The sequence below is a fragment of the Lysinibacillus sp. BNK-21 genome (assembly GCF_048684915.1).
GTDB classification, from domain to species: domain Bacteria; phylum Bacillota; class Bacilli; order Bacillales_A; family Planococcaceae; genus Lysinibacillus; species Lysinibacillus capsici.
In genome coordinates, this window is sequence record NZ_JBLQTS010000001.1 from 4208152 (window position 1) to 4234089 (window position 25938).

At 37.3% G+C, this 25938-nt stretch carries 22 protein-coding genes; 4 read left to right on the top strand and 18 right to left on the bottom strand.

The window, feature by feature from the left end; genetic code table 11:
• Positions 1-33 precede the first annotated feature (33 nt).
• The 4 genes from ACMGGO_RS21165 to ACMGGO_RS21180 all read right to left on the bottom strand — a co-directional run bounded on the left by ACMGGO_RS21165 (position 34) and on the right by ACMGGO_RS21180 (position 2095).
• Positions 34-462: a DUF1641 domain-containing protein gene (locus ACMGGO_RS21165; RefSeq protein ID WP_004227758.1), complete on the bottom strand. Its 429-nt coding sequence runs from the start codon at positions 460-462 to the stop codon at positions 34-36.
• Between the two features lie 83 nt (positions 463-545).
• On the bottom strand, positions 546-677 hold the full coding sequence (locus ACMGGO_RS21170) for a hypothetical protein (protein ID WP_255349861.1): 132 nt from the start codon (positions 675-677) through the stop codon (positions 546-548).
• Between the two features lie 317 nt (positions 678-994).
• Complete coding sequence (locus ACMGGO_RS21175) at positions 995-1291, bottom strand: cupin domain-containing protein (protein WP_048391859.1); 297 nt, start codon at positions 1289-1291, stop codon at positions 995-997.
• Between the two features lie 183 nt (positions 1292-1474).
• Positions 1475-2095: a TetR/AcrR family transcriptional regulator gene (locus ACMGGO_RS21180; protein ID WP_048391860.1), complete on the bottom strand. Its 621-nt coding sequence runs from the start codon at positions 2093-2095 to the stop codon at positions 1475-1477.
• A 124-nt stretch (positions 2096-2219) separates the two neighbouring features.
• On the opposite strand from ACMGGO_RS21180, the gene ACMGGO_RS21185 reads away from it, so the two are divergent.
• The 3 genes from ACMGGO_RS21185 (at position 2220) to ACMGGO_RS21195 (ending at position 6595) form a co-directional block, all read left to right on the top strand.
• Complete coding sequence (locus ACMGGO_RS21185) at positions 2220-4406, top strand: MMPL family transporter (RefSeq protein ID WP_416141306.1); 2187 nt, start codon at positions 2220-2222, stop codon at positions 4404-4406.
• 136 nt (positions 4407-4542) lie between these two features.
• Positions 4543-5406, top strand: a complete 864-nt coding sequence (locus tag ACMGGO_RS21190; protein ID WP_313870995.1) for a PucR family transcriptional regulator — start codon at positions 4543-4545, stop codon at positions 5404-5406.
• Between the two features lie 106 nt (positions 5407-5512).
• Positions 5513-6595 carry an ABC transporter ATP-binding protein gene (locus tag ACMGGO_RS21195; protein ID WP_066038392.1) on the top strand — a complete coding sequence of 361 codons (1083 nt, stop codon included), beginning with the start codon at positions 5513-5515 and terminating at the stop codon, positions 6593-6595.
• A 183-nt stretch (positions 6596-6778) separates the two neighbouring features.
• Here the strand turns inward: ACMGGO_RS21195 and ACMGGO_RS21200 are convergent, their stop codons facing one another.
• The 12 genes from ACMGGO_RS21200 to ACMGGO_RS21255 form a co-directional block, all read right to left on the bottom strand.
• On the bottom strand, positions 6779-11725 hold the full coding sequence (locus tag ACMGGO_RS21200) for an S-layer homology domain-containing protein (protein ID WP_279493724.1): 4947 nt from the start codon (positions 11723-11725) through the stop codon (positions 6779-6781).
• Positions 11726-11770: 45 nt separating this feature from the next.
• Positions 11771-12295, bottom strand: a complete 525-nt coding sequence (locus ACMGGO_RS21205; RefSeq protein ID WP_066038390.1) for a phage tail protein — start codon at positions 12293-12295, stop codon at positions 11771-11773.
• Positions 12296-12314: 19 nt separating this feature from the next.
• Positions 12315-12815, bottom strand: coding sequence for a phage tail protein (locus tag ACMGGO_RS21210; protein ID WP_066038389.1), 501 nt, complete (start codon positions 12813-12815; stop codon positions 12315-12317).
• A 12-nt stretch (positions 12816-12827) separates the two neighbouring features.
• Positions 12828-13334, bottom strand: coding sequence for a phage tail protein (locus ACMGGO_RS21215; protein ID WP_048391873.1), 507 nt, complete (start codon positions 13332-13334; stop codon positions 12828-12830).
• 310 nt (positions 13335-13644) lie between these two features.
• Complete coding sequence (locus ACMGGO_RS21220; RefSeq protein WP_175400798.1) at positions 13645-14532, bottom strand: MurR/RpiR family transcriptional regulator; 888 nt, start codon at positions 14530-14532, stop codon at positions 13645-13647.
• 51 nt (positions 14533-14583) lie between these two features.
• A complete protein-coding gene (gene murQ, locus ACMGGO_RS21225) occupies positions 14584-15489 on the bottom strand; it encodes an N-acetylmuramic acid 6-phosphate etherase (protein ID WP_048391877.1) in 906 nt (301 codons plus the stop codon).
• 20 nt (positions 15490-15509) lie between these two features.
• Positions 15510-16508 (bottom strand): N-acetylglucosamine kinase, encoded by a 999-nt coding sequence (locus tag ACMGGO_RS21230; RefSeq protein WP_259951203.1) that lies wholly within the window; start codon positions 16506-16508, stop codon positions 15510-15512.
• The gene (locus ACMGGO_RS21235) at positions 16495-17322 is read right to left on the bottom strand and encodes a carbohydrate ABC transporter permease (RefSeq protein WP_066038438.1); all 828 of its coding nucleotides are present in this window, start codon (positions 17320-17322) and stop codon (positions 16495-16497) included. The genes ACMGGO_RS21230 and ACMGGO_RS21235 overlap by 14 nt, the downstream gene beginning before the upstream one ends.
• A 12-nt stretch (positions 17323-17334) precedes the next feature.
• Positions 17335-18282, bottom strand: a complete 948-nt coding sequence (locus tag ACMGGO_RS21240) for a carbohydrate ABC transporter permease (RefSeq protein WP_259951202.1) — start codon at positions 18280-18282, stop codon at positions 17335-17337.
• Between the two features lie 76 nt (positions 18283-18358).
• Positions 18359-19651 carry an ABC transporter substrate-binding protein gene (locus ACMGGO_RS21245; RefSeq protein ID WP_257962285.1) on the bottom strand — a complete coding sequence of 431 codons (1293 nt, stop codon included), beginning with the start codon at positions 19649-19651 and terminating at the stop codon, positions 18359-18361.
• A 17-nt stretch (positions 19652-19668) separates the two neighbouring features.
• Positions 19669-20688 (bottom strand): serine hydrolase domain-containing protein, encoded by a 1020-nt coding sequence (locus ACMGGO_RS21250; RefSeq protein WP_048391885.1) that lies wholly within the window; start codon positions 20686-20688, stop codon positions 19669-19671.
• A gap of 159 nt (positions 20689-20847) precedes the next feature.
• Positions 20848-22362: a DHA2 family efflux MFS transporter permease subunit gene (locus ACMGGO_RS21255; protein ID WP_066038386.1), complete on the bottom strand. Its 1515-nt coding sequence runs from the start codon at positions 22360-22362 to the stop codon at positions 20848-20850.
• 157 nt (positions 22363-22519) lie between these two features.
• On the opposite strand from ACMGGO_RS21255, the gene ACMGGO_RS21260 reads away from it, so the two are divergent.
• Complete coding sequence (locus tag ACMGGO_RS21260) at positions 22520-23431, top strand: TetR/AcrR family transcriptional regulator (RefSeq protein ID WP_048391889.1); 912 nt, start codon at positions 22520-22522, stop codon at positions 23429-23431.
• A gap of 106 nt (positions 23432-23537) precedes the next feature.
• On the opposite strand, the gene ACMGGO_RS21265 is transcribed toward ACMGGO_RS21260, so the two are convergent.
• Positions 23538-25181: a sensor histidine kinase gene (locus tag ACMGGO_RS21265; RefSeq protein WP_048391891.1), complete on the bottom strand. Its 1644-nt coding sequence runs from the start codon at positions 25179-25181 to the stop codon at positions 23538-23540.
• Positions 25178-25879 (bottom strand): response regulator transcription factor, encoded by a 702-nt coding sequence (locus ACMGGO_RS21270; RefSeq protein WP_048391893.1) that lies wholly within the window; start codon positions 25877-25879, stop codon positions 25178-25180. Before ACMGGO_RS21270 ends, ACMGGO_RS21265 begins: the two co-directional genes overlap by 4 nt.
• Positions 25880-25938 lie beyond the last annotated feature (59 nt).

Here is a 25938-nt window from a genome sequence, read left to right on the forward strand (position 1 = left end):
CTCCGTCCTTACGAATTGAATTTACCTTGAGTCTTATTTGGCTTTGCGTTCTGAGCTTACTTGTAAGAAAGCATTAACAAAACGGAAAACATTTTGAACTTGAGGGTCTTTTAACATTTTCACAAGACCGAATAAACCAATTACTTCATGGCTTTCAGATGCACGGTCTTTCGCTTCAATTGCAGTTGCTGCAAGGTTTTTCGCAGAGCCCACTACAGGACCAGCGATTTCTGTTACCGCTCCAACAGTATCGTTTTTAAGCACTTCGTCTGTTGCAACAGCTTGAGCAAACTCATATGATTTCGTTAATAATGTCATCATTTCAGTTAACTTTGGTAATTGCTCAACTAAAGTTGTTAGTGATTCTTGAACTTCAGGCTTTAATAATTGATCTAGTACATCTAATTGCTCTTTACTCACAGTTACTTGTTCAGCCTGTGTTTGGTTATTCGTTTCTGACATTTTGAACTCTCCTTTGCCATCACTAGTACTATTTTTTATTGCTTACATGTAAAAAAGACCATTAAGGTAAAACTTAACAGTCGTTACAGCGTATATCTTACACAATCACCAGTCACAAGGGCTGGATAGCGATTCGTATGACTTGTTATTACAATGTTTACTTTAAATCGCAAAAAGCGCATCATAATACCATCCTTATCTTGTCTTGGTGACATTACAACCTTCATTATAAGACTGTTTGGACATTATTTCAATGAGCTATATCACAATTTCGACAATCTTTTCAAAATTCATTGATTTCATCAACTATTAACTGTCTTGCTATAATAAATTTTCCAACGCATCATAATTTTTTTTTGATAATTCCTTTTCCTGTCATCTCTATATCCCCTTCTCTTTGGAAAGCAGATAAACGACAGCTTTAGGTTTCTCTAGTAATATTCAATAAGGACGCTATATCTTTTTTGTTAGTGTCAATAGAAATGTATCCCTCTTGGCTAACAAAGTAGATTTTAGAATATAGGAGCTTTTTTTATTTTAATTTAATGACAATAACACGAACGTCTGTAACTGCTTCTAAGCTGTGCTTTTCAGATGGTTTTAAAGTTAAAATTGTATCTTGTGTTAAAATTTCTTCCACACCTTCAACAATAAAGCGAACTTCACCAAATTGAACAATAATTAGCACTTCATTGTCCGCACGATGCTCAGGAATTTTTTCACCTGCACGCAATTGAATGTTCAAAATATCTGCACCAGCGATACTCCCTAATTTACCAATATGTTTTGTCTTTTCTTCTAGCATTGCTTGGATTGGTATAATTGTCATTGTCATTCCTCCATTACACTGTTTTTATGCTATTATAGGTTCTTTTGATTTACGATGTTCCACTACTTTTTAGGCCACACCCCCACTATAATGAAGAATCACTCTGATTGTCTGTGACTTACATCACTAAAAAAGAAGTATCCCAAATGAATGAGATAACTCCTTTTACAAACCTATTTTGTGTTAACGTTTTTCAACAGAAAGCCAGAAGAAATTTGTTACTTCCTTTGCCGTCACATCTACTGAGCCTAGCAAAGTTTTACCATCCCCATCTTTAAAATACCCTACAGTCATCAATGCCATAAAGTTATGAGCGAAAAACTTTGCATTTCCTTTTCGAATTGTGCCCTTTTCCATCTCTTTTTGCATAGCATGCTCTATTGTTTGATACATACCATTTTCGGATGCTTGAACTTGTCTCAGCTGCGATTCCGATAAATTAATGGTAGCCTCTTTCATAAAATTTTTCATATCAATATCGATAGTGGCTGATAAATGAACCTCAACGAGCTGTTCGAGTCGTTCTTTAAATGGTTTAGGCTGCTCTAAAATTTGTAGAATAGATAGCTTGATACGATCCATCATAGCGATTAAAGCAGATGTATATAAATCCCCTTTAGTTGGGTAGTAGTAATAGACAGTCGCCTTTGTTACGTTACAAGCCTTTGCTACATCATCCATTGAAATATTTTTGTAGCCCTCTTTAATAAAAAGTCTTGTGGCCGTTTCAAGGACAATATCTTTTGTAGGTTTCGCATTTTCATCATGGCGAGGTCTCCCGAGAACACGCGGTGATTGTTTCAACAAGTTCGCCTCCTTAATTAAGCATTCTTTTTACGCATATTATAACATATTAATATTTATGGATTGATTAATTAACCTTCTAGTATATATAATTAAATCACTTACATGAAATGGAGGTCTTTTGATGAAAAAACATCCACTTGAGCAATGGGGCTCAATGGTTGCAAGTAAAAAGGGAAGATTATTAGCACTAGCTTTTTGGGTGCTATTAGTAGTTGTATTCTCATTTGCTTGGCCACAAATCAATAGTATAGAAAGTGAGTCAGGCAAAAACTTACCTAATACCGAAATGTCTGAGCAAGCTGCGTCCATTATTGCAGAGCAATTTCCTAATGATGCTGGAACACCTCTATTGTTGGTGTGGCATCGTGAAAACGGCTTAACACCTGATGATTTTTCGGCTATACAAGGTGTATACAACGAGCTGCAAGCAAAGCCCTTAGCCCATCAAACAATGGTTCCACCATTTGATCAAATGCCACCTCAGGCTTTAATGGCTTCCGCTTCCGAAAATGGTTCAACAATTGTTACACCTGTGTTTTTTGAAAAAGGTGTCGCAACAGATATGCTACAGGATAGTTTAGATAAGCTGACAAAAATAATGGAAGGCTATCAAGTCCAATTAGATGATAAATTATCAAGCGATGCACTCCATGTGCGCTATTCTGGACCAGTGGGAATTGCCACTGATGCTGTCAGTTTATTTTCACAAGCAGATGTGAAGCTATTGATCGCAACTGTATTACTCGTTTTAGTATTACTTATTATTATTTATCGTTCTCCATTGCTAGCTATTATTCCTTTAATTGTTGTAGGGCTTGCCTATGGTGTGATTAGCCCGACACTTGGTTTTTTTGCTGAACAGGGATGGATAGATAAAGATTCACAGGCAGTCTCCATTATGACTGTTTTACTATTTGGTGCAGGTACTGACTATTGTTTATTTTTAATTTCAAAATATAGAGAAATACTCTTTGATGTTGAGGATAAGACGGTCGCAATGAAGCTAGCTGTTAAAGAATCGGGTGGTGCTATTTTAATGAGTGCCCTAACAGTAGTTATAGGTTTAGCGACCCTTAGTCTTGCCCATTATGGCGCATTTCAACGCTTTGCCGTACCATTTAGTTTTGGTGTGCTTGTCATGGGAGTCGCAGCACTTGTTGTCCTACCAGCAATTCTTGTCCTTATTGGGCGAGTAGCGTTCTTCCCCTTCACTCCTCGAACGGAGGAAATGGCCAATAAAAAGGGCAAGAAACAGCATAAGCCTTCACATAAGGTTAGTCATAAAATTGGTCATTTTGTTACCCATAAACCTTGGGTCGTTATGGCTGTAACTGTAATCTTACTTGGAGGGTTGGCGGCATTTGTTCCGCGAATTCAATATACATTTGATTTGCTTTCATCCTTCCCAAAAGATATGCCGTCTAGAGAAGGGTTTACATTAATAGAAGAGAATTTTTCGCCTGGAGAACTAGCACCTGTTCAATTAGTAATAGACACAGAAGGTACTGATATTAATATCCAGCAACAACTTGAAGCTATCTCTTATATTGATAGTGTGGCAGATGTACAAATTGGCGAAAAAAATAAGAATATACACTTGTATGAACTCAATTTCAATGCCAACCCTTATGCACAGGAGTCATTAGCTCATATTCCTGAACTACAAAAAGAGGTTATTAAAATACTAGAGGCACAAGGTCTCAACAACGCTGAAAAACATGTTTGGCTTGGTGGAGAAACAGCTAGTCAATATGATACACAACAAATAACTAAGCGAGATGAAACAGTAATCATGCCAACCATGATTGCCTTAATCGCATTATTATTATTTGTCTATTTACGTTCTATTACAGCAACTGTTTATCTATTAGCGACTGTTATTATTTCTTATTTTGGGGCATTAGGCGCTGGATGGTTAATCTTACATCATATCATGGGGGCCGAGGCAATTTCTGGTGCTATTCCATTGTATGCTTTTGTGTTCTTAGTTGCTCTCGGAGAGGATTATAATATCTTTATGATTTCAGAGATTTGGAAAAAGCGCAAAACCACTGACCATTTAACAGCTGTAGAAGAAGGTGTTGTCCGAACAGGAAGCGTTATTACATCTGCTGGACTCATCCTAGCAGGTACATTTGCGGTGCTGGCAACATTACCGATTCAAGTGCTTGTTCAATTTGGTGTTGTGACAGCCATTGGTGTATTGCTCGATACATTTATTGTAAGACCATTACTTGTACCAGCCATCACAACAGTACTAGGTAAATATGCTTTCTGGCCAGGTAAGTTATTTAAAAAAGATGCCTAAATAGATAACACGGACATTAGCTAGGTATGATTGTCATACATGCTCATGTCCGTGTTTTTTTATATTAATACTATAAGCATTTCATCATATAATTATAGTAAATTGACCTTATTACATTAAATAAGGAGTGGCATGTATGGATCTTCAAAAATTAAAGCAACGTTTCCCATTATTAAGCCCCTTCTCAGGTAAAACTGATGGAAATTATGTATTTAATTTTGACAATCAGCTTTACGAAATTCCCATACACACAATGACACAAAATGAATATGAGCTATTGCGAATATTCTCAGGCCCCACTGTCTTATACGATAACAATGATATGATTTGGCTTGATTATTTTACAGATAAAACAGATATTGCTCCAACTAATCTTCCTATGCATCGTTTGTTATTTCTTCATTTTGATAAAGACTTTACAACACCTACATTATTGCGTTCAGTCTTCGAAGCTTTACTTGGGAAGGATATTATTCTGCTATCGCTTCAGCCACAATTATTTGTCATAATCGAATGTATCGACTACAATGAGGAGTTTTTAGATTTGACTCATTATGTTAATCCCATAATGGCAGACTTAGAGACTCATTTTAAAATTTTTGTTTCTGATATTATACACAACATCACCACGACCAAGGAACGATTTAACTGGTATGTTCACCTTCTACCATCCATTTGGACTTATACACCAAAGCATGTACTCACACAGCAAGAGCTTTTAGTGCCTTATATAACGCGGCATCTAGCCTATCAAGAGAAAGAAATTTTTATCTCCTCTATCCTAAAAAGAGCCACTTCTCAGCCAGAATTACTCCATACAATTAAGAAATTGATTGAATGTGATGGAAACATTACATTAGCCTCTAAAAAAATGTATATGCACCGTAATACCTTACAAAATCGCCTAGAAAAATTTCAACAAATGACGCAAAAGGATATTCGGCAATTTTCCCATCGGCTAGAAGTTTATCTCGCAATTATTTTCTTAGAATCACTTTAAGACCAACTGCACAAATTATGCCTTCAACACTGTGCAAGCTTTCCATATCACTCTATTCTAAAGTCATTTACAATGAAAATATGACTTGTAAAGGGGTGCAGTATGTATGGCGGAATTACGGTTAGAGCATATCTATAAGATTTACGATAAAAATATCCAGGCCGTAACTGATTTTAATTTGCATATCCATGATAAAGAATTCATTGTGTTTGTAGGCCCTTCTGGCTGTGGTAAGACCACAACTTTACGTATGATTGCTGGCTTAGAGGATATATCAAAGGGAGAACTATACATTGACGATGTTTTCATGAATGATGTGGAATCAAAAGATCGTAGCATTGCAATGGTATTTCAAAGCTATGCTTTATATCCACATATGACAGTCTATGATAATATGGCATTTAGCTTAAAGCTACGAAAGGTTGATAAAAAGGAAATAGATCGTCGTGTTAAAGAAGCTGCTAAGATTTTAGGATTAGAGGATTATTTAAAAAGAAAACCAAAAGCTCTATCTGGTGGACAACGTCAGCGTGTAGCACTGGGAAGAGCAATTGTCAGAGATGCTAAGGTATTTTTAATGGATGAACCTCTTTCTAATTTGGATGCCAAATTACGTGTACAAATGCGAGCAGAAATCCAGAAGCTCCATCAACGAATTCAAACGACAACGATCTATGTCACACATGACCAAACAGAGGCTATGACGATGGCTACCCGTCTGGTAGTGATGAAGGATGGCCTTATACAACAAATTGGGACACCTAAAGAAGTATATAATACACCACTTAACATGTTTGTGGCAGGCTTTATTGGTTCACCATCCATGAACCTCTTCCACTGTCGTCTAACAGATACCGAGATCCTTTTAGGCGAGCAAAGCTTCCCTATCCCATCCATGCATTTACCATTGTTAAAGGAAAAAAATTATTTAGGGAAAGAGATTATTATGGGTATACGACCTGAGGATTTACAAATGACAGATGTTATTTCCCCTTACACTTTCACTGCAACGATTGATGTTGCAGAATTACTAGGAGCAGAAACTTATCTCTATTGTTCTTTAGTAAATCAGAATTTTATTGCTCGAGTACAGGCTGATAACAATTTTCATCCATCCGACAAGGTTTTCCTATTTATGAAAGAAGAAAAGATCCATTTCTTTGATCCTCAAACAGAAGAACGTCTTTAAAGCATGCATGCTTCGAATCCATGAGTTCGGGAAGAGAAAGCCAGCTGTATATACCATTGATGGCAATCGAATTTATATTCAAACTTCTACATCTGGTAATTTAAATAAGAAATTAATTGATTTCTTCAAACGAATTAAAAGCACGCTAGGCATTATCCACCTAGCGTGCTTATTCTATTAATCTTATTTTGCCGCGGCTTGAATCTCAAAGTAAGCCCAATGCTCTTTAGGTATATCCTTGAAGATTTGTTCTGTGTCCTCAGTTGGTATTGGACGATTAAAGATTCGATTCAGTACCTTTACTGCCTGTGCACGTGTTAGTTTTTCTTCAGGTCTAAATTCACCATTGCCTGAGCCAACCATTATACCTATCGCACTTATGCGATTGATTTCTTTTGCTGCCCAATGTGTGACCGCCACATCACGATATGTTTCTCCACTTGTATTTATTTCGCAATACGAGGTATCTGTAGCCCCTTCTACACATTGTTTATCAATCCATCTCACAGCAATAACCGCCATTTGGGCTCTAGTAATCATTTCATTCGGCCCGAATGAACGATCATGACGTCCTTGCATAATTCCTTCTGTACGAATATATTCAATATCGTTTTTTGCCCATGAAGTAGCTGTATCTGCATAAAATAGGTTAGACGCTTCTGGTACATGATTGTCACTTAGGTTTCTTGCCAACATTGCTGCCATTTGGGCACGAGTGACATTTACATTCGGACGGAAAGTGCCATCTGTATAGCCGTGAATATAGGAAGCAAATGTGCTGTCTACCTCTATTGGTTCTTTCTCTGGTGGCACTTCTTCCTGCGCTTGTTCTACATAAAGTAGAGAAAATGTAGAAAAGTGCTCTACATCAAAGACTATACCTGTTTGCCCTCTCGTAAATTCTGCAAAACGCCCACGTATTATTTCAACTGTTCCATTACTATGCTCTACATAGACCATCATATCTTCTCGTTGAGCTGATGTGAGATTCGCTGGTAATGGTAGTAGCAATGTTACTTGACGGTTTTGTAGATTTGTGTCGATAGATATTGGCTGACCAACGAGTTTTACATTAGCGCCATTACCCTGTTGTAAAACTATTTCAGCTTGTTTAGCCTGATCCTCAATAGCTTTTTGCCGCAATGCATCCTTAATCGGTACAATTCGGAAGTAAATGTCTTCATTGAAATCATTCATTGAAGTAAAAGGAACATCTATTTTGACCATTCCCATAGCTATACTAAAATGTGATTTACCCTCTATTAATCGCTTAGCAGCATCTCTATCAAGTATCACCTTTGTTTCACTTGCTGGAGGTTCCATATTAGGGATCACAAGTCGAGATCTTTTATCTTCCTTATTCCCTAATATCCGAAGAAACTCGTTTGCATTTGCAACTGTAAAGTTTACTGTATCTTGAAAGCTACCGTTACTCAATACACGTGTTAACACGGTTTGGAGGAGCACATCATCTGGCATACTTTGATCTACAACATTTATCTTTAGCTGATTACTTGGTGCAACAGGATCAGGTGTTGGTGTAGGACTAGGCGTTGATGATCCTCCATCTCCTGGTACATTGTTTTTAGACCACAAAGCATACAATATCAAATTCCCTTTCCCCATTTGAATCGTTTGCCCAATTTTATAAGTAACACCTTTTCCATCAGCCTTCGTATTCCATCCTACAAATGTATAGCCTGCTTTCATTAAATTACCCGTATTGCCTAGTACTGTAATAGTGTCCTGGTTTTTATACTGCTTTGAATCTGTTGGTACTATCCCCCCATCAGACCCGTTACTGTCATACGTAACCGTATATGTTTGCAGTGCACTAGTCGTAAAATTCCAGGAAGTATTATTAGTAATACCTTTATACGCATTACCTGCTACATCAGTAAATGCACCTGCGTCAATTTGAATGCTGTAAGTGGTGTTATGGGCTAAATCCAATGTAGGATTTACTGTCACAGTTTCATTAGTGATAGAAACATTTGCTTGTGTAACAGCAATTGTTTCGACAATTTGGTTATCTGTAGCATTTCTTATGACAATATTTTTACTAGTTACAGGTAAGATCTTTTCATCAAATGTTAATACAAGATTATCTACAGGCTGTACATTAATTGCCTGATGCGCTGGGAAATAGGTTGTTATTTCAGGAGAAATTTTATCAAATATCACAATTGTCCCTGATGAAATCTCTGTTACCTGTAAGCCCTCATTCCCTGCTATATCTTGAAAATCAATTGTAAAACTGATAGGTCCATCTGAGTCTATGGACTTTAACGTATAGCTTGCTTGCCATGTTTTAGCATCCCCATCACCTTTATCATTGACATTTGCTGTTTGTCCTAGGATTGATACATTCGGTGATTGAATGTCCTCACTTGTCTCAAAGTCTATTGTGATTACATCGTCTACCTTAGCAACTGTTGGGTTAGCATTATTTGAAGCCATTGTCACCTTTTTTACTGTTGGCTTTACGCTATCGACAATGACATAGCTTCCATCAGTTACGTCCGTTACCTCTATTGCCGAATTACCTAACAGATCTTTAAAGTTAATTGTAAAAGGTGCTGTTCCCTCTAAATCACCATTATCTATAACATATGTTGCCTGCCAGTTTGTGGATGCTCCTGTTACAATAGCAGCTTTCCCCGAAATGGTAATTATAGGTGCTTGTATATTTTTATCTGTTTTCATTGTTAAGGTGATCGTATCTCCTACCTTAGCCTTTGTAGGATCCAGATTATTCGATTTGATCTCTACCTCTACAGCTTTTGGCAGAGCTTTATCAATCACAAATGTAATGGTTGTGGTATTCCCTGCACTATCTGTTGCTACCAAAGTATAATTTCCAGATGTACTTACTGTGGTTCCACTTGAAAAGGTTGCTCCATTCAGGGTAGCAGTTCCTTCATTAAAACTAATCGTTACATCAGTGTTATAAACACCGTTATTTGTAACCCCTGTTATGACTGGTGGAGTTGTATCTAGAACAATTGTATCTGAGAATGTATTTGATATATTGCCAGCAGTATCCCTTAGTTGCATATAAACTGTTTTACTACCTTCTCCATGGGATAAAGTCCAACTTTTCGTAGATATTTTTGACTCCCAACTGGACCAAGTAATACCATCATTCGAAAAGCGCATTTCTATCGCTTCTCCTTCTAAATCTGTTGCCGTCAAATTTAAGGTAACATTTATAGAACTTGTCGAGATTTGTCCACCGTTAACAATGATGGAACCTGATGGTGCATGATTTTTAGTAATCTGGATTGTAAACTCCTTATCCAACGTATTACCAGCCTCATCAGTTACTCTTATCGTAATCTTATAACTATTTTTCGTATCGAATTCAAACATTGCCTTTGTCTTTAATACATTCCCATCAATCGTAAAGAAGCTTGTATCTCCAGACTGTAATGAATACGTGAATGTTTGTGAGCTTCCTGTATCCACTGCCGCCAATGTTCCAACTGTTGTACCAATGGGTTTCTTTTCTTGTACAGTAGTATTATTGAGCTCAATATCAGTAGGTGGTGTACTATCATAGAATATTTGTAATTCATTTGATGCTTTATTCAATGCACCTCCACTATTTGCAACTACCTTTTCAGGAATTTTGATTTTCACAGCTCCATCAGCAATAGGTGATATAAGAGCTGTATATGTGGTACCACTCCCTGACAGAATTGCCACATTTCCATTTGTAACTTCGATATCCCCAATCATAAAGCCTGTCACTGACTCACTGAATACCAAAGTTATAAGAATTGAATTGCTATTTGTTGGACTAGAATCATTTGGTATAATTATCACTGCTGGACGTGCATTGACGACTAGCTCCATTGTATAGTCAGTACTAAAATCGATACCATCACTTACCTTAAATGTAAAAGATGAAGATGTGCCATTTTCCGTAATATATCTTAAATTACCTGCATCTAAATTAGCCTTACTAATTGTCATACCATTTGTAATAGCTTCCCCACCATCAAATTGCTGATTATTGTTGTTATCAAGAAAGAGCTGTCCGCTATTTGGGATAGTAGAGATTTGAATCTGTTGCAAAGTATCTCCAGCATCTTCATCTGAAAAAGCAAAAGAAGTACTAGTAAATGTATACACTTGACCCTCGTTTACATCTATGCTTCCATTACTGGATGTCGGTGGTTTATTTAAGGCAAGGGTTGTTACCTCCTGCATTAAATATGCACTCTTATTGCCATTGGTATCTTTGACAATGATATTAAAATAATAGGTAGTATTGGCAGCAAGACCTGTAACATTAAAGGAGTTACTATCTTTGGTATAACCGCCTAACGGTGTCCCATTCAATTCTATGGTACTAACCGTATCAATATTGTTACTACTAGATTGATAGACTTGATATTCTAAATCCTCTTGAGCTGTTATATCATCAGATGCTTTAGCCCAGTCCAACTGTACGCCTGAGGTAGTAATATTTGAAGAAGTTATAGCACCATTTGTAATTGTTGGTGGACTATTATTTGGGATATCAATCGTAAATTGGGTAAACGTTAAATCCCATAGTCCCGCCTGTACAGTAGGTATAAAATTTACACTCGCAGTAATGACAAATGAGTTGATTCCTTCTATATTAATAGGAATATCATAAATAGGCTCATGATTTGCAATTGTCTTAAAAATTACAGGATTTCCTTTTGGGTTTCCTGCCCCATCATACCCTTGAATTGTTATGGATAATGCATCGTTTTCAGGATGTTTATTAATCGTATTAATTTTTAATGATTTTAAATCGAAGATCCCACCTGCAAAGCTTTCCCCAGCAGAAATTCTAATTGATTTTGGTGGTGAATATTCATCTGCATCAAAATAATAACCAGCTGGAAATTGTGATCCATTGCTATATGTGAATAAATTAATACCATTATCACCAGGAATACCGCTTACTACAAAGCCATTATTTGTGTCATCTTTCCACGAAGCTTGAGTTAAATCCTGTATACAACTTGGAAAATCTGGCGAATCGCAAGCAGCCGCCTCCACCTTTAAAGGTGAAACGAACCCTAATCCCATCAATTGACTATAAGCGACCAACACCAAACACAGGGTTATGGTTAATATCTTTTTTCCCATTCTATATTCTCCTTCTTGGTTTCACACCCTTCATTTAATGAATCGTTAACTCTTAGGAGGCCATTCCCCATATAAACAAATAATAAAGTTCAGTCCTAAATATGGCTGCATATTGTTATGTGGTTGACTTCCTCCAACAGCATTAACCGTCATTAGATTCATTTGTTTATTTACTTGTGACGTATAAACTGGGACAGTTCCTTTCCCTTGCTGATCTGTCCATATTGCACCCGTTGGATCATTATTAGTGGTTTGAAGATTGTTACAATTTGCTAGATGATTATGACTAGGCATCTCATTTTCCAACAGCGTTACAGAGGGGGCACCACCACTACTCCCTATAATTCTAGGCGTTAAACCTACACCTGTTCCTTGATGAATAGCTGCTCTACCATTTAAATTTGGTAATGCAAAGGTTGTTTTACCATCTCCTCCATATCTGTTACCCAAAATAGCATATAATGCACTATTCGAGGCAATGTTTATTATCTGACCATCACACAAAGCCCAGTCTTTTGGTGCAAAATTACCGCCAAATATTCTAATTTCTCCAATATATGCTTCTGACACTTTGCCCACCTCCTTTTTTCTAATTTCTTGATGGATAAATTCCTACTAAAGCTATGCAGTAATTAGCGACACTGTATGGCTGCATATTTTGATGTGACTGCGAATTTCCTGATGTTGACAATGCTTGCATGTTCATAATAGTATTTGGTTGATTGACAGAATAAATATTATTAGCAGATGTACCCCATACATTTCCAGTAGCCACTTTCAACGTAGCACTTTCTGAACTACCATTAACAATATGTGTATGAGTTGGCATCTCATTAATTGTTAATACATGTACCTCTTCTCCTGCTTTTTGTCCACGTGTGATACTACTGCTTACATGAACTGGGACTCTTCCCCTTAAGTCAGGTAATGCAAATGTCGTAGAGCCATTACCACCATAAGTTGCTCCTAAAATTGAATACAGCGCTTGGTTTGTATTAATTTGTAATATTTGTCCATCACATCGCGCCCATCCGCTTGGAACTGTCCCAAAGCTAAATAATCGTATTTCACCTACATATTGTTCACTCATCCTTCATACCTCCTATTCTGTTGGATACATACCGTAAAGAGCAATAATGTAACTAATTGTTAAAAACGGCATTACATTGTTATGAGAAGCGTTTCCTCCCACACTTGAAACAATGGCGGCATTCATTGTGCCATTTGGTGGTTGTGTCGAATATTGTATATTTTTTGCCCAAACAGCATTTTCTGGACTAGGGGTTGTGCCATCAAGAGAAGAAGCTTTTACCTGATGTGTATGTGCAGGAAGCTGTGAAGAGATTAAAGTGACGGTTTCCGCCCCTCCCATTTGACCATTGACAAAGGTAGTACCAGTAGTTGGATTCTGTCCTTGATGTACTACAACCCTGCCTTGAAAATTTGGTAATGCAAAGGTTGATTGACCATCTCCCCCGTAGGTTGTGCCAATCAAAGAAAAAAGTATTTCATTTTCGGAAATAGATAATAGTTGACCATTACAAAGAGCCCAGCCGTCTGGGGCATAATCACCAGCAAATAACCGAATTTCTCCGACATATTGTTCCATTCTTAAAACCTCCTTACAAAATATTGCTTTACCTAGCACATTACAATAACAAGGTTAAAATTAGGTTAAAAAATATGTTTTTTCCAAAATGGACTAACTCACCAACCATTTAATCCAAAATATCAATACAATATTGTTGCTTATAAGAAAGAGTTAAAAGAAAAAAGTGGGTAATGATATTACATCTATAAAAATATTAAACTAAATACCTAAAACCAGAATTCGTTTTTATTTCCGAGAATAAAAATGTCAAAAGCTATCGAGAGAAAACTTCTCGATAGCTTTTGTCTACAGTCTGAACATACTAACACTAATATGTTTTTATTTTATTTTTTCTTTTAGCCACTTTTTTATGCAACCCCTGAATAACAGAACGTGTTTCATCTAAATAATCCACTGTCTGCTCATAGGCACTCGTCACTATCCCCATAAATAAAATATCAATGACAAGTAACTGCGCTAGACGTGAGGAAGTGGCACCACTTCTAAAAGTTGCTTCAACATTGGGAGAGATATATAAACAAATGTCTGCTAGGCTAGACACTAGTGAACTACCATAGCGCGTTAAACTGATTGTAGTGGCTGGTGTTTGGCTAGCTATTTCAAGGATTTTAGCCACTTCATGCGTTTCTCCGGAGAAGGAGATACCTACTACCACATCCCCCTTCTGTGTATTGACAACGGCTGTAGCTCCTAAATGCAAATCCACAAATGCCCTACTATTTTTATTGATTCGTAAAAATTTTTGATCTGCATCCATTGCTGCTATACCTGATGCACCCACTCCAAAAAATATAATTTTATCAGCTTGTGATAAGGCCGTTATTGCACGCTCTAATTCAGCAATATTTATTAAATTAGCTGTTTGTGTCAAAATTTCACTACTTTGCGTCGTTACCTTCTCTACAATCGATGGCAGCGCTTCATTCGCCTCAATATCTCGATCTTCAACTTTAGCATGTTGTAAATCACCAGCAATGCGCAATTTCAGCTCTTGAACACCACTAATATTTAACGATTTACACAGCCGAATAACTGCGGCACTACTTGTTTGACTAGCCTCTCCTAGTTCAACTGCTGTCATTTTTATAGCCTGTGTAGGATGTGCTAATATATAGCTTGCCACCTTTTTTTCGGAGAGTGGAAGCTTTTCGCACATTTCAGCAAGCATAATTAAACCCGCATTTATTTTTTCCATTTTTCCAGCTCCATCTCTAGATAAAAGGAAGTTATCCATGTACCTCCTTCATCAATATTTCTTTAGAGACACCGCTCTCCGCACATGCCCTTCTGATTGAGCAAGTAATTCCGTCGCCTCTTCAATCGTTGTATTCGTCAGTAGCACCACAATCGCGAGCTTTACTTGATAATTGTTTTGCTCCAGAACACTTTCAGCCTGATTATAAGAAACTCCCGTTACCTCACAGACGATTTGTTTGGCTCTCTCTCGCAATTTAAAATTACTAGCATGAACGTCCACCATTAAATTTTTATAGACCTTTCCAAGCTTAATCATGGTTGTCGTTGTAATCATATTTAATATTTGTTTATGAGCTGTTGCAGCCTTTAGTCTTGTAGAACCTGTTAAAATTTCTGGTCCTGTAATCACCTCTATTGCAATATCTGCATGCTTACTAATAATAGAATGAGCGTTGCTCACTAAGCTGATTGTTTTTGCCCCTAGTTGTTGAGCATAATTTAATGCTCCTTTGACAAAAGGCGTTCGACCGCTTGCTGCAATCCCTATCACTACATCTCGGTTTGTTAGCTGTTGTTTCTGTAGTTCAACCTCTCCTAATGAAAGATCATCTTCTGCACCTTCTATGGCAATCATTACTGCATCTGCTCCTCCAGCCAATATTGCCTGCACAAGCTTTGGTGATGTACTAAATGTAGGTGGACATTCTACGGCATCTAGCAAACCAATTCGCCCACTTGTCCCTGCACCAACATAAAATAATCTACCGCCATTCTTTAGTGCATCCACAACAGCTGTGACAGCCTGCTCGATTTCAGGTAAAACCTTTGCTATGGCTAATGGTACTTTTTTATCCTCTTCATTCATCAGCTTTACAATTTCAATAGTGGACATTAAATCTAGATTTGTCGTATCTGGATGATAGCCTTCAGTCGTCAGTTTTGTCATTCGTTCCATTGAAATCAAATCCCTCCACACTATTTTTCATGGATACTCATCCAAGTTCCTTTTACCTTTCGTTGTAAAGCCTCTGTGATTGGAATTCCTTCACTGAGAAGTCCATTAACGAAAGCTCCTATAACAGGTGGCACCTCTGGTTGTATTAGTCGATTAGGTATTTTAGCAAGCTGTAATTTTTCTCGAAAGCATTGAACAAAATAAAAATTTTCGAATAAACCTCCACATAGGACAATAGAGTCACCTTTTAGCTGAGGCTCTTTTTTCAACATTATTTGGATGAAATGAGTTAAATGATGAGCAGCGTGTTCAATAATTTTTTGTGCCCTATCATTATTTTGCTCTGCTAAACGCAACACCACACGAGCTACGGAGGCTATAAGTACACGTGGCTGTGGATGCTCATAAACATGCGTAATAATTTCAGTAGGATTCTTTAATGCTAGCTGCTCCATAATAGTCGCTGTAAACAGATCCTCATTCACGCCAATAGCATCATAATGTCGCGTAATCAATCGCAATGCCTCTTGCCCAATATAGTAGCCACTGCCCTCATCTCCTAATAAATAACCCCATCCTCCAACACGACTAACTTGATGATTTTTTCCAACTGCATATACGATTGAACCCGTTCCTGCTATCACAACGAGCCCTTGCTGTGTATATGTGCCGCTAGTAAGTGCCGCTACCGCATCATTGGTGATGGTTATCTTACAGGAGCTAGTAGGGAAAAGGAAGCTAATCCATTGCTCCCAGCGTTCTTTATCTAACTGGCGATCGCCCCCTGCCACACATAAGAACACCGCAGCAATATCATTATTTGTTGCATCTATCTTTTGTAGTAACGTGGCAAGGAGCTTGATAATATGTAGCCTTACCTCGTCAGGTGGCGTTGATTTTATATTCGTTCCAGCTCCTTCAACAAAAGCCAGCACTTCCCCTTTTCTTGTCCCAATCACTGCACGAGTTCTCGTCCCACCACCATCGACCCCAATAATGTATTCCCTATTTAATGGCACCAGCCGTCAGCCCCTCCATAAATTGCTTTGAGGCAATAAAAAATAATAGGATCATTGGTAATGAAGCTAATGTTAAACCTGCAAAAAGAGAGCCCCAATCTGCCGAATGCTCACCAAAAAGTGACATCATTCCAACAGGTATCGTCCGTTTCATTTTTTCTGTAATAAAAATAAGCGGGAAGAAGAAATCATTCCATGAAGCAATAAAATTTATAATAACCACTGTTCCAAGGGCAGGTCTCATTAACGGTAACATTACATGCCAAAGAACTCTTAAGTTCCCCGCCCCATCTATACGGGCTGCTTCCTCTAATTCATAAGGCATTGTTTTAAAAAAGCCAGTTAAGATCAGCATGGATAATGGAATACCTGTCGCCATGTTCATCAAAATTAAAGACCATAAGGAATTTATCAGTCCTAAATCACGCATTAATATAAAGAGCGGGACAATCCCCAATTTTATAGGAATCATCATGCCTAATAAAAAAATAAAGAACAATGCATGATTCCAAGAAAATTTAAAGCGAGCAATATAAAATGCAGCCAGTGAACAAACAACCACTATTAGTATCACAGATACAATACTGACAATTAGACTGTTTAGAAAGTATGTGGTAAATGGAATTTTTGCTAATAATGTACGATAAGTATCTAAGCTAAAGCTAGTCGGTAAACCCAATGGATTTTTATAGATATCCACGCTCTTTTTAAATGAAGATAAAATCATTAACAAAATTGGATATAAACTAATGGTCGCCACCGTAAACACCACAAGATAATAAAATGGTCGAACCCAAATAGCGCCTTGCTTCACTATAATCACCCCTTACATTTGAACATTCTTTTTATTGGCAAAGCGTAAAAATAGCGTGGTACAAACTAATATAAATAAGAATAGTACTGTAGCTAACGCCGAACCCAACCCAATAGCTGTTGCCCCAGAAGCGGTAGAGCTACCAAATGCTAAACGATAGAAAAACACAGCTAACGTATCTGTAGAATAGTACGGCTCTCCCATGGAGCCCTGCATTGCATATACTAATTCAAATGCTTCAAATGACTGGATAAATGTTAAAATGCCCATGATCATAATTGATGGCACCATTAAAGGCAAGTAAATCGTACGCAATAAAGTAAAACCCTTAGCGCCATCTAACTTTGCAGCTTCGACTAACTCACTTGGGATCCCTTGAAAGCCAGCAAGAAAAATTAAGACACCAAAACCTAATCCAAACCAACAATTGACTAAAATAATGGCGATTAACGCCGTGTTGGGATCACCAAGCCAAGCCTTTTGTAAAGTTTCAAGACCTAATTTCTCCAAAATGACATTTAAAGTACCAAAATTTGGATTTAGAATGAGCTTCCATAAGAAACCTACAACAATCACTGATAATAATCGCGGTAGAAAGAAAGCAGCCTTAAAAAACTCTGCACCTTTAATTTTTTGATAAATAATAAAGGCAAGAAAGAAGGCTAATCCATTCATAACAATCATTTGCACAACAAAATAGAGGACATTATGTTTAAAGGCATTCCAAAACATGGAGCCATAGGGTTCTATCGTAAAAAGCGTCACAAAATTTTGGAAACCGATAAAATCACCACGAGCCATCCCTTTCCATTCAAAAAAACTATAGGATAATGCCGCTATTATCGGATAAAGCACAAACAACCCATAGATTATTAGTGCAGGAATAGGGAAAAGATGGATAGTCCACCTTACTCTCGATTTCCTCCTTCTTACTGATGGAGCTGTATATTCTCTTATCATGAGCAGCCTCCTTTTAAACAACAAGACCCCTAAACTCCTTATAGCACTTCAGGGGTCTACTGACTTGATGCTTTCATTATTTTTGAAATGGCGTAAACCAAGTTTTAGCGTTTTCCTGTACTTTTGTGGCAACCTCTTCAGGCGTTACTTGACCTAAATACATGCCTTGTAGCTCACTTTCAAGCAAGCTCTTTGTTGTTGGGTCCCCACCAGTAAAATTAGTTACCCACATATATGGCGTTGCTTCATTTGCAGTCGAATGACTAATAGCGTTTAACAATGCATCGTCAGAGGTAATACCTGGAATAGCGCTGATCATAGAAAACTCTTTTACAAACAAATCGCCAAACTCCTTAGTTGTTAAAAATTCTAAAAATACTTTAGCTGCTTCTTTATTTTTCGAATTAGCATTGATCGCAAATGAGCCATCTACCCAAGTCGTCACTGTTGTATTACTCTCTTTAGATGGAATAGGAAAATAACCTAAATCTAAATCTGGATTCATTTCTAATACAACAGGAATTTCCCAGCTACCTAACGGAAACATTGCCGCGTCTTCTAGTGCAAACAAAGTACGGATATCATCCATTCCTAAGCCTTCTGAATTGACAGGAAAATACTTTTTCAAGTCATTCATTACTTGAATGGATTCAATAAACTTCGGATCTGTAAAATCCTTTTCTCCTGCGAGCACTGCTTGGTAAAAGTCATTGCCCTCATAAACAGCAGGACCGACAATACCGTGTAGCAACGATAATAGCCAACCTTCTTTTGTACCCATTGCAATTGGTGTAATACCCTTTTCTAATAATTGGTCATTTAATGCTATGAATTCATCCCATGTAGTAGGAATTTCAAGATTATTATCTTTAAAAATCTTCTTATTATAGAAAAATTGTGTAGAGCTTAAGTTAATTGGTACACCGTACTGATTCCCTTGGTCATCACGAGAAGCCTGTAATGCTTCTTCAGGAAATACATTCAATCCATTTAAACCGTTTATTTTCTCAACATAACCTGCCTCCGCAAGCTTCAATCCAGCTGCATAAGGACGTAAGTGAAAAATATCTGGACCCTCTCCAGCCTGTAATGCCGTATTGAGGACTGTATTATATTCAGTATTTTTAGTTGGGTTAAATGAAACATGTATTTCAGGATGTTGTTCATTGAATAAAGCAATCACTTTTTCATACTTGGCAACATCTTCTGTGCGCCAACTCCCTATTGTTAGCGAAACCTCTTCAGTTTTCGATTTCTCTTCATTATCAGGTGTTGTTGAGGTCGTTATTTTCTCGTTCGTGTTACAGCCTACTAAACCCACAACGAGTAATAAAAGAAGCAACAATAACCATTTACTCTTTTGTCTCATACCAGCAGATCCACCCTTCATATCAGTAATTTTTCATAAATCATCGTATGAAGCTTCTCTCTAATCCTTCCCATGTTTGTATTTCTCCCATAATGCACAGCATTCGTTAGTAAAATGACAAATGCCTTTTTTACAGGGTCCATCCAAATACTCGTGCCTGTAAATCCTGTATGACCAAATGAGCCCTTGCTCCACCTCCTACCAAAACAAAATGATGCTTCATCTCCTCCCCATACTTCAAACCCAAGTCCCCTCGTTTTAAAAGTTTTCGTATAGGCAAGCTCTAACCATTCATATGGAATTACACTTTGTTGCTTGATCCCCAACCAAATTTCCGCATACTTTGCTAAATCCTCTACACATGAAAATAAACCTGCACTACCAGCAATACCATCTAGTAATAAAGCTTTCTCATCATGGACTATTCCCTGTACAAATTGACCTGCCACCATTTCTGTAGATGCTGCAAGCCTTCTTGTATGCACAGGCAGTTGAAAACATGTATGATGCATGCCCCATGGCTTAAAAACCTCTTGCTCTACAAAACTTTTTAATGAAATGCCAGTAACTTCCTCAATCACCTTTCCTATAATAATCATACCTAAATCACTATATTGCACTTGTTCATTTGGCTGCCATACTACATCACTTGCCAGTACCTCCTGCAGGATGTCACGCTTATGATGTCTTTTAACTACAGGTGTTAAATCTGCTGGCAATCCTGAGCAATGCTGCAATAAATGCTGGATTGTAATAAGAGGATAATTAAAATCAGGCAAATAGGTTTGGACTGGATCTGTTATATAAACTTGATTTCGACTCATCAGGAGTAAAATAGCTGGGAGTGTTGCGACAACTTTTGTTAAGGAGGCTAAATCAAACAACGTATTACTTAAAATAGCTTGCTCGCTGCCATCCTCAGCAGTATAGGCTCCATAATTGCATGAAAATAGCCTTCTTTCTTGCTGCTGAACAATTAATACAGCACCTGGAATTTTCTGTTCTTTCACTAAGCCAGTTATATATGCATCTACCAAGGAAGCACCCCACTATTAAATATCTAAATTTTCTGTAAATTAGTATTATCATATAAAATAAAATGATGAAAAATAACACCAATCCTAAAATTTTTTTTCATGTGTACTCAATAAAAAAAGCCCTAGCCAGTAAATATTTACTGGCTAGGGCTACTTTGATTATTTAGTTGGTTTTTTTAAATCCATTGACGCTGCTGCGCTTTCAACTTTTACGCGTTTCAAGAAGAATGCAAGTACCACTGCAATCACTGTTATCCCAGCTGCAATTAAGAAGGAATGCGTAATACCATCTAATAAGGCAGTTTGCATAATCTGATCTTGCATTTGTTGCATTTGCTCTGCTGTAGGCGCTGCTCCTGATTGTGCAGCATTCGCTTTGGCTTCTGCAATTAATTCTTCCGCTTTAACTTTTGTACGATTATTCATAAATGTTACAAGGATCGCACTACCGATTGCTCCTGATACCTGCTGTAATGTATTGTTTATCGCTGTACCATGTGGATTCATCATTTGTGGTAGTTGATTTAAACCGTTTGTCATAATAGGCATCATGACCATCGACATACCGAACATACGAATTGTATACATCGATACGATATATGTGTAGCTTGAATCAATTTCTAACTTTGTTAAACCGAAAGTTGCGATTGTTGTAATCGTTAATCCAATAATGGCTAACACACGTGGACCAAATTTATCGAAAAGCTTACCAGTGATTGGTGACATAATCCCCATGACAAGTGCTCCTGGAAGCATCATTAAGCCTGCTTCAAATGGTTCGATACCACGGATAGACTGTACATATGCTGGTGTTAAAATCATCCCTGAGAACATTGCCATAGAGACAATAACTGAGATAACAGAACCTAAAGCAAACATTGGATATTTATAGATACGTAGTTCCAGTAATGGCTCATCCATTTTCAGCTGTTTAACAACGAAAATAATTAAAGCAATGAAGCCAATCGTAATTGTGCCATATACCCATGGACTTGACCAACCTTTGTCGCCCGCTGTACTAAAGCCGTATAAAATACCACCAAATGCAACTGTTGATAAAAGTACTGAAGGGAAATCTAAGTGAACTTCACGTGTCTCCATCACGTTTCTTAGTTTCCAAACACCAAATAATAAACTAATTAAAGCAAATGGAATAATCATTTGGAAAAGCATACGCCAATCATGATGTTCCACAATATACCCTGATAATGTAGGACCAATTGCTGGCGCCATAATCATAACTAAACCAAAGATCCCCATTGCTGCCCCACGCTTTTCTTTCGGGAAGCTTGTTAGCATAACGTTCATTAAAAGTGGTGACATACTAGAAGCTCCGGCTGCTTGCACCATCCGACCTGCTAGCAGCACGCCAAAATTAGGAGCGAAACCTGCCATAATTGTACCAATTGTAAAGATAGACATCGCTGTAATAAATAAATGTCTATTTTTAAAGCGTGTCACAAAGAATGCTGAAGCAGGCACTAAAATACCGCTCACAAGCATATACCCTGTTGCTAACCATTGTACTTTTGAATAGGTGATCCCAAAATCTTTCATGATTGTTGGTAATGCCACATTCAACAATGTGTTATTTAGAAAAGCAACAAAAGCACCCACAAATAGAATAGCTATCATGCCATAAGGGGGCTTTTTCATTGTTTGCTCACTATTCATTTATATCCCTCAATTCTTTCTTGTGTTTTACGATAAAACTTATTTTATACTCGTAGTCTACTTTTTTCAACAAATAAGTTTATATTTTTTATAAACGTTGATATAAAAGCATTCCAAGTGTAGAATAAGAGTATAATATTATAAAAAAGGTGAGGTTATGAACAAAAGAAAAAGACAAATTATAACAGCAGCACGTGAACTTTTTATTGAAAAAGGCTTTCTAGATACATCAATTAATGACATCATCAATGCGGCTAAAATCTCTAAAGGTACATTTTATAATCATTTTACTTCGAAAAACGAATGCTTAATCGCCATCTTAGATGAAGGTCGCGAAGAAGCTAGTAATCGTCGCCATGAGCTCATTTATGGCAAAGACCCTACAGATTTAGAGGTATTGACGCAGCAAGTCGCTGTTCTCATGTATGTCAATCGTGAACATAATTTAGTACAGATATTCGAATCCATCTTCCAATCAAGAGATAAAGAACTAAAAAAAATTATTATTAATTACCATTTACAAGAACTAGAATGGCTCGCCAATCGTCTAGTACAAGTCTTTGGAGAAGAGATTAGCCCTATTAGCTATGAATGTGCTGTTCAAACACTTGGAATGATTAACCTCACTCTACGTGCTGTCTTTATTGCCGATTATAAATATATCAATCGAGAAGCTATTGTACGTGTAGCATTGCGCAATATTAGCGTAATTATACCCACTATGCTTGAGTCAAAAGAGATTATCGTAAGTGTTGAAATGATCAATACCATTCAAAATGTCGTGAACTATAAAACCGTTACAAAAGGAATGGTTATTGAACAACTACAAGGATTTACAAAGGGATTATCGAGTAACGAAACAATGGAAGGTTTGGAGTATGCACAATTCTTATTAGAAGAATTGCAGAAAGAAAAACCAAAGCTTTTTATCATCGAATCACTTCTTACACCTTTCCGTAAGGCTTTCGTCGGCACAGAACATATCGCAGAGGCCCGTGACATCGCCAATAACTTATGGCGTTACGTAAAAATTGAACAGCCCGCTGAACGATGTACGAAAAATAAATAAAAAAAGAGGTATCAAATGAACACTTTGATACCTCTTTACTCTGTTGAATGAAATTAAGTTCTATGACAGACCTTTGTACAGTCTTAAGAAAGCTCAGAGATTCACCTTAATGACATTGAAATTTTAGCACAAAGATTGTCCCATCCTTACCTGAACGGACACTAATTGTGCCATTGTGTAAATCAATGAGCTGCTTCGTTATGGCTAGTCCTAGCCCTGTTCCTGTTATATCGTCTGTTGTATTCGTACCTCGATAATAGCGTTCGAATAGATTATCGAGCTCCTCCTGTGGAATACCAGGTCCTTGATCAGCAATGGTAAGCATTACTTCTTTACCAGTATGTTGTGCTTCCACAATTACCTTCGTGCCTTCAGGGGTATATTTTTTCGCATTGGTAATTAAATTATCCATTATTCGCTTGAGTAAAAGCTCATCTGCTTGTAACAACACATCACCATACACCTTCACACACACCTGTTCGTCTGCAAATTGTGGTAGCCATGTTGCTAGCGGCAGTACCACTTTATCTAGCTGTATGGCTTTATTTTTTAATTGATACGTATACGTCAAATCCTGAATAAGTGCATCCATATAGGTTGCCTTTTCCTGCATGGTCTGTGCAAAAATACGCATCTCATCCTTTGTCCACTCATAATCCTCCGATGCCAGCATCGTTGAATAACCGTAAATTGAGCTTAACGGGGTCTTTAAATCATGCGATAAACCTGTTATCCACTCCTCCCGTAATTGCTCTGCATGCTTGATTTGCCTTTCATTTGAATCAAGTCGCTCTGATAAGTGATTGAGTGACTCTTCTACTGGTTGAAACAGTTTAAATTTTCTTTTCAACTTACCTGTCTTTTTATGATGGATTTTTTTGTCACTAATCTCACTGTAATCGAATTGGGTAAGTCGCTCAATGCGCGATATCACATAGACAAGTGGTCGCACGAATTGACGTGAAATACTAATAGATAAGAAAATAACGCCCAACAGCAAAATAATATGTCCCCCAAAGAAGATAGAAACAAACAGTACCATTGCCTTATTAAAAGGCTCTTCAAATGGCTTATACGATGGATTAGGCATTCTTACAACAAATGTCTTATCGTTGGCTAAGGCTGTACTTTGCTTCAGCTCCGCATGCTCGAAAATATCGTATTTTTCCTCTAGTAATTGTGGCTTATTTAGCTTCTCATAACGTTCGCCTATGACCTCAATTCGATTCCATTGCTCGTCATAAATTTCAACACTAGCTTTATTTTCTTTTAGACGTTGCTGTGTTACAGCTGAAATGTCCCCTGTCGCTGTCCAGTTTTCAAGCGCATCCTCAAAAAGTGGTTGCACAGGAGTAGTTGGAAGAAATAATAAGTAGTAATTCGGCAATTCCCATGTATGCATGCCTGGTTGCTGCAATGCCAATATTTCACTATCTGACTTTCCACATAGACCACATGTATCTCCTGTATAATCAACAATCGTCATGGTTGGATCAAATAAATAAAGCTGTCCAACATTTTCTTCAGCTCTCTTCACTAAATAATCAGCAATTTTAACTGTCTTCCCTTGCTCTACAACTGCATCATCTTCGATTTCAAAGGAGCTCATCACATGAATGTTGTCACCAACACGGTCATTGATAAAAATAGCAAAAAACACCAAACTCATAATAAAACCTGAAATGATCAATAGATAGAATATGATGAAATACGAAACAAAGCGGAGTGTTAATTTTCCAGCAGGCTTCATGAAGAAATGTCCCCAACAAGCTTATAGCCAATGCCTCTGACAGTAATAATGCATGTTGGCTTTCCAGGATTTTTTTCTATTTTTTCTCGCAGCTTTCTTATATGTACCATCACTGTATTATCATCAAATAAACAATCACCCCATACACGTTCGTATATTTGCTCTTTTGATAACACTTGCCCTGCATTGTCACATAAATATTTTAATAAATGAAACAAGCGACCACTGATTATTTCCTTTACACCGTCTACCTCAATTTCTGCTGCATCAATGTCAAATGTAAAACGGCTGCAAGTAAATATGTGATTTTCTGGTACACCTTTTTTCTTCATATAACGGACTAGCTGCACCTTTACTCGTGCTACAAGCTCTAAGGGGTTAAATGGTTTTGTAATATAATCATCTGCACCATTCATAAAACCACGAAGCTTATCTGCATCACTACTTTTTGCGGTTAAATAAAAAATAGGGGCATCACTTTTTTCTCGAATACTATTCGCAATATCCAGCCCACTTCCATCTGGTAGCATGATATCTAATAGATAAAAATCAAATGTTTTAGTATTCATTTCATCTTTTGCTTCTTCAATTGTATTACATAAGGTAATATTGTTAATTCCTTCTTTTCTTAAAATGATTTCAATCATTTCAGCAATGGCACGTTCATCCTCTAACACTAAAATTGATGCTTCCTGCATTTCCTCACCTACTTTTAAGATTACTTTAAGGTAGTCATTATTTCACCATAAGCTTCCCT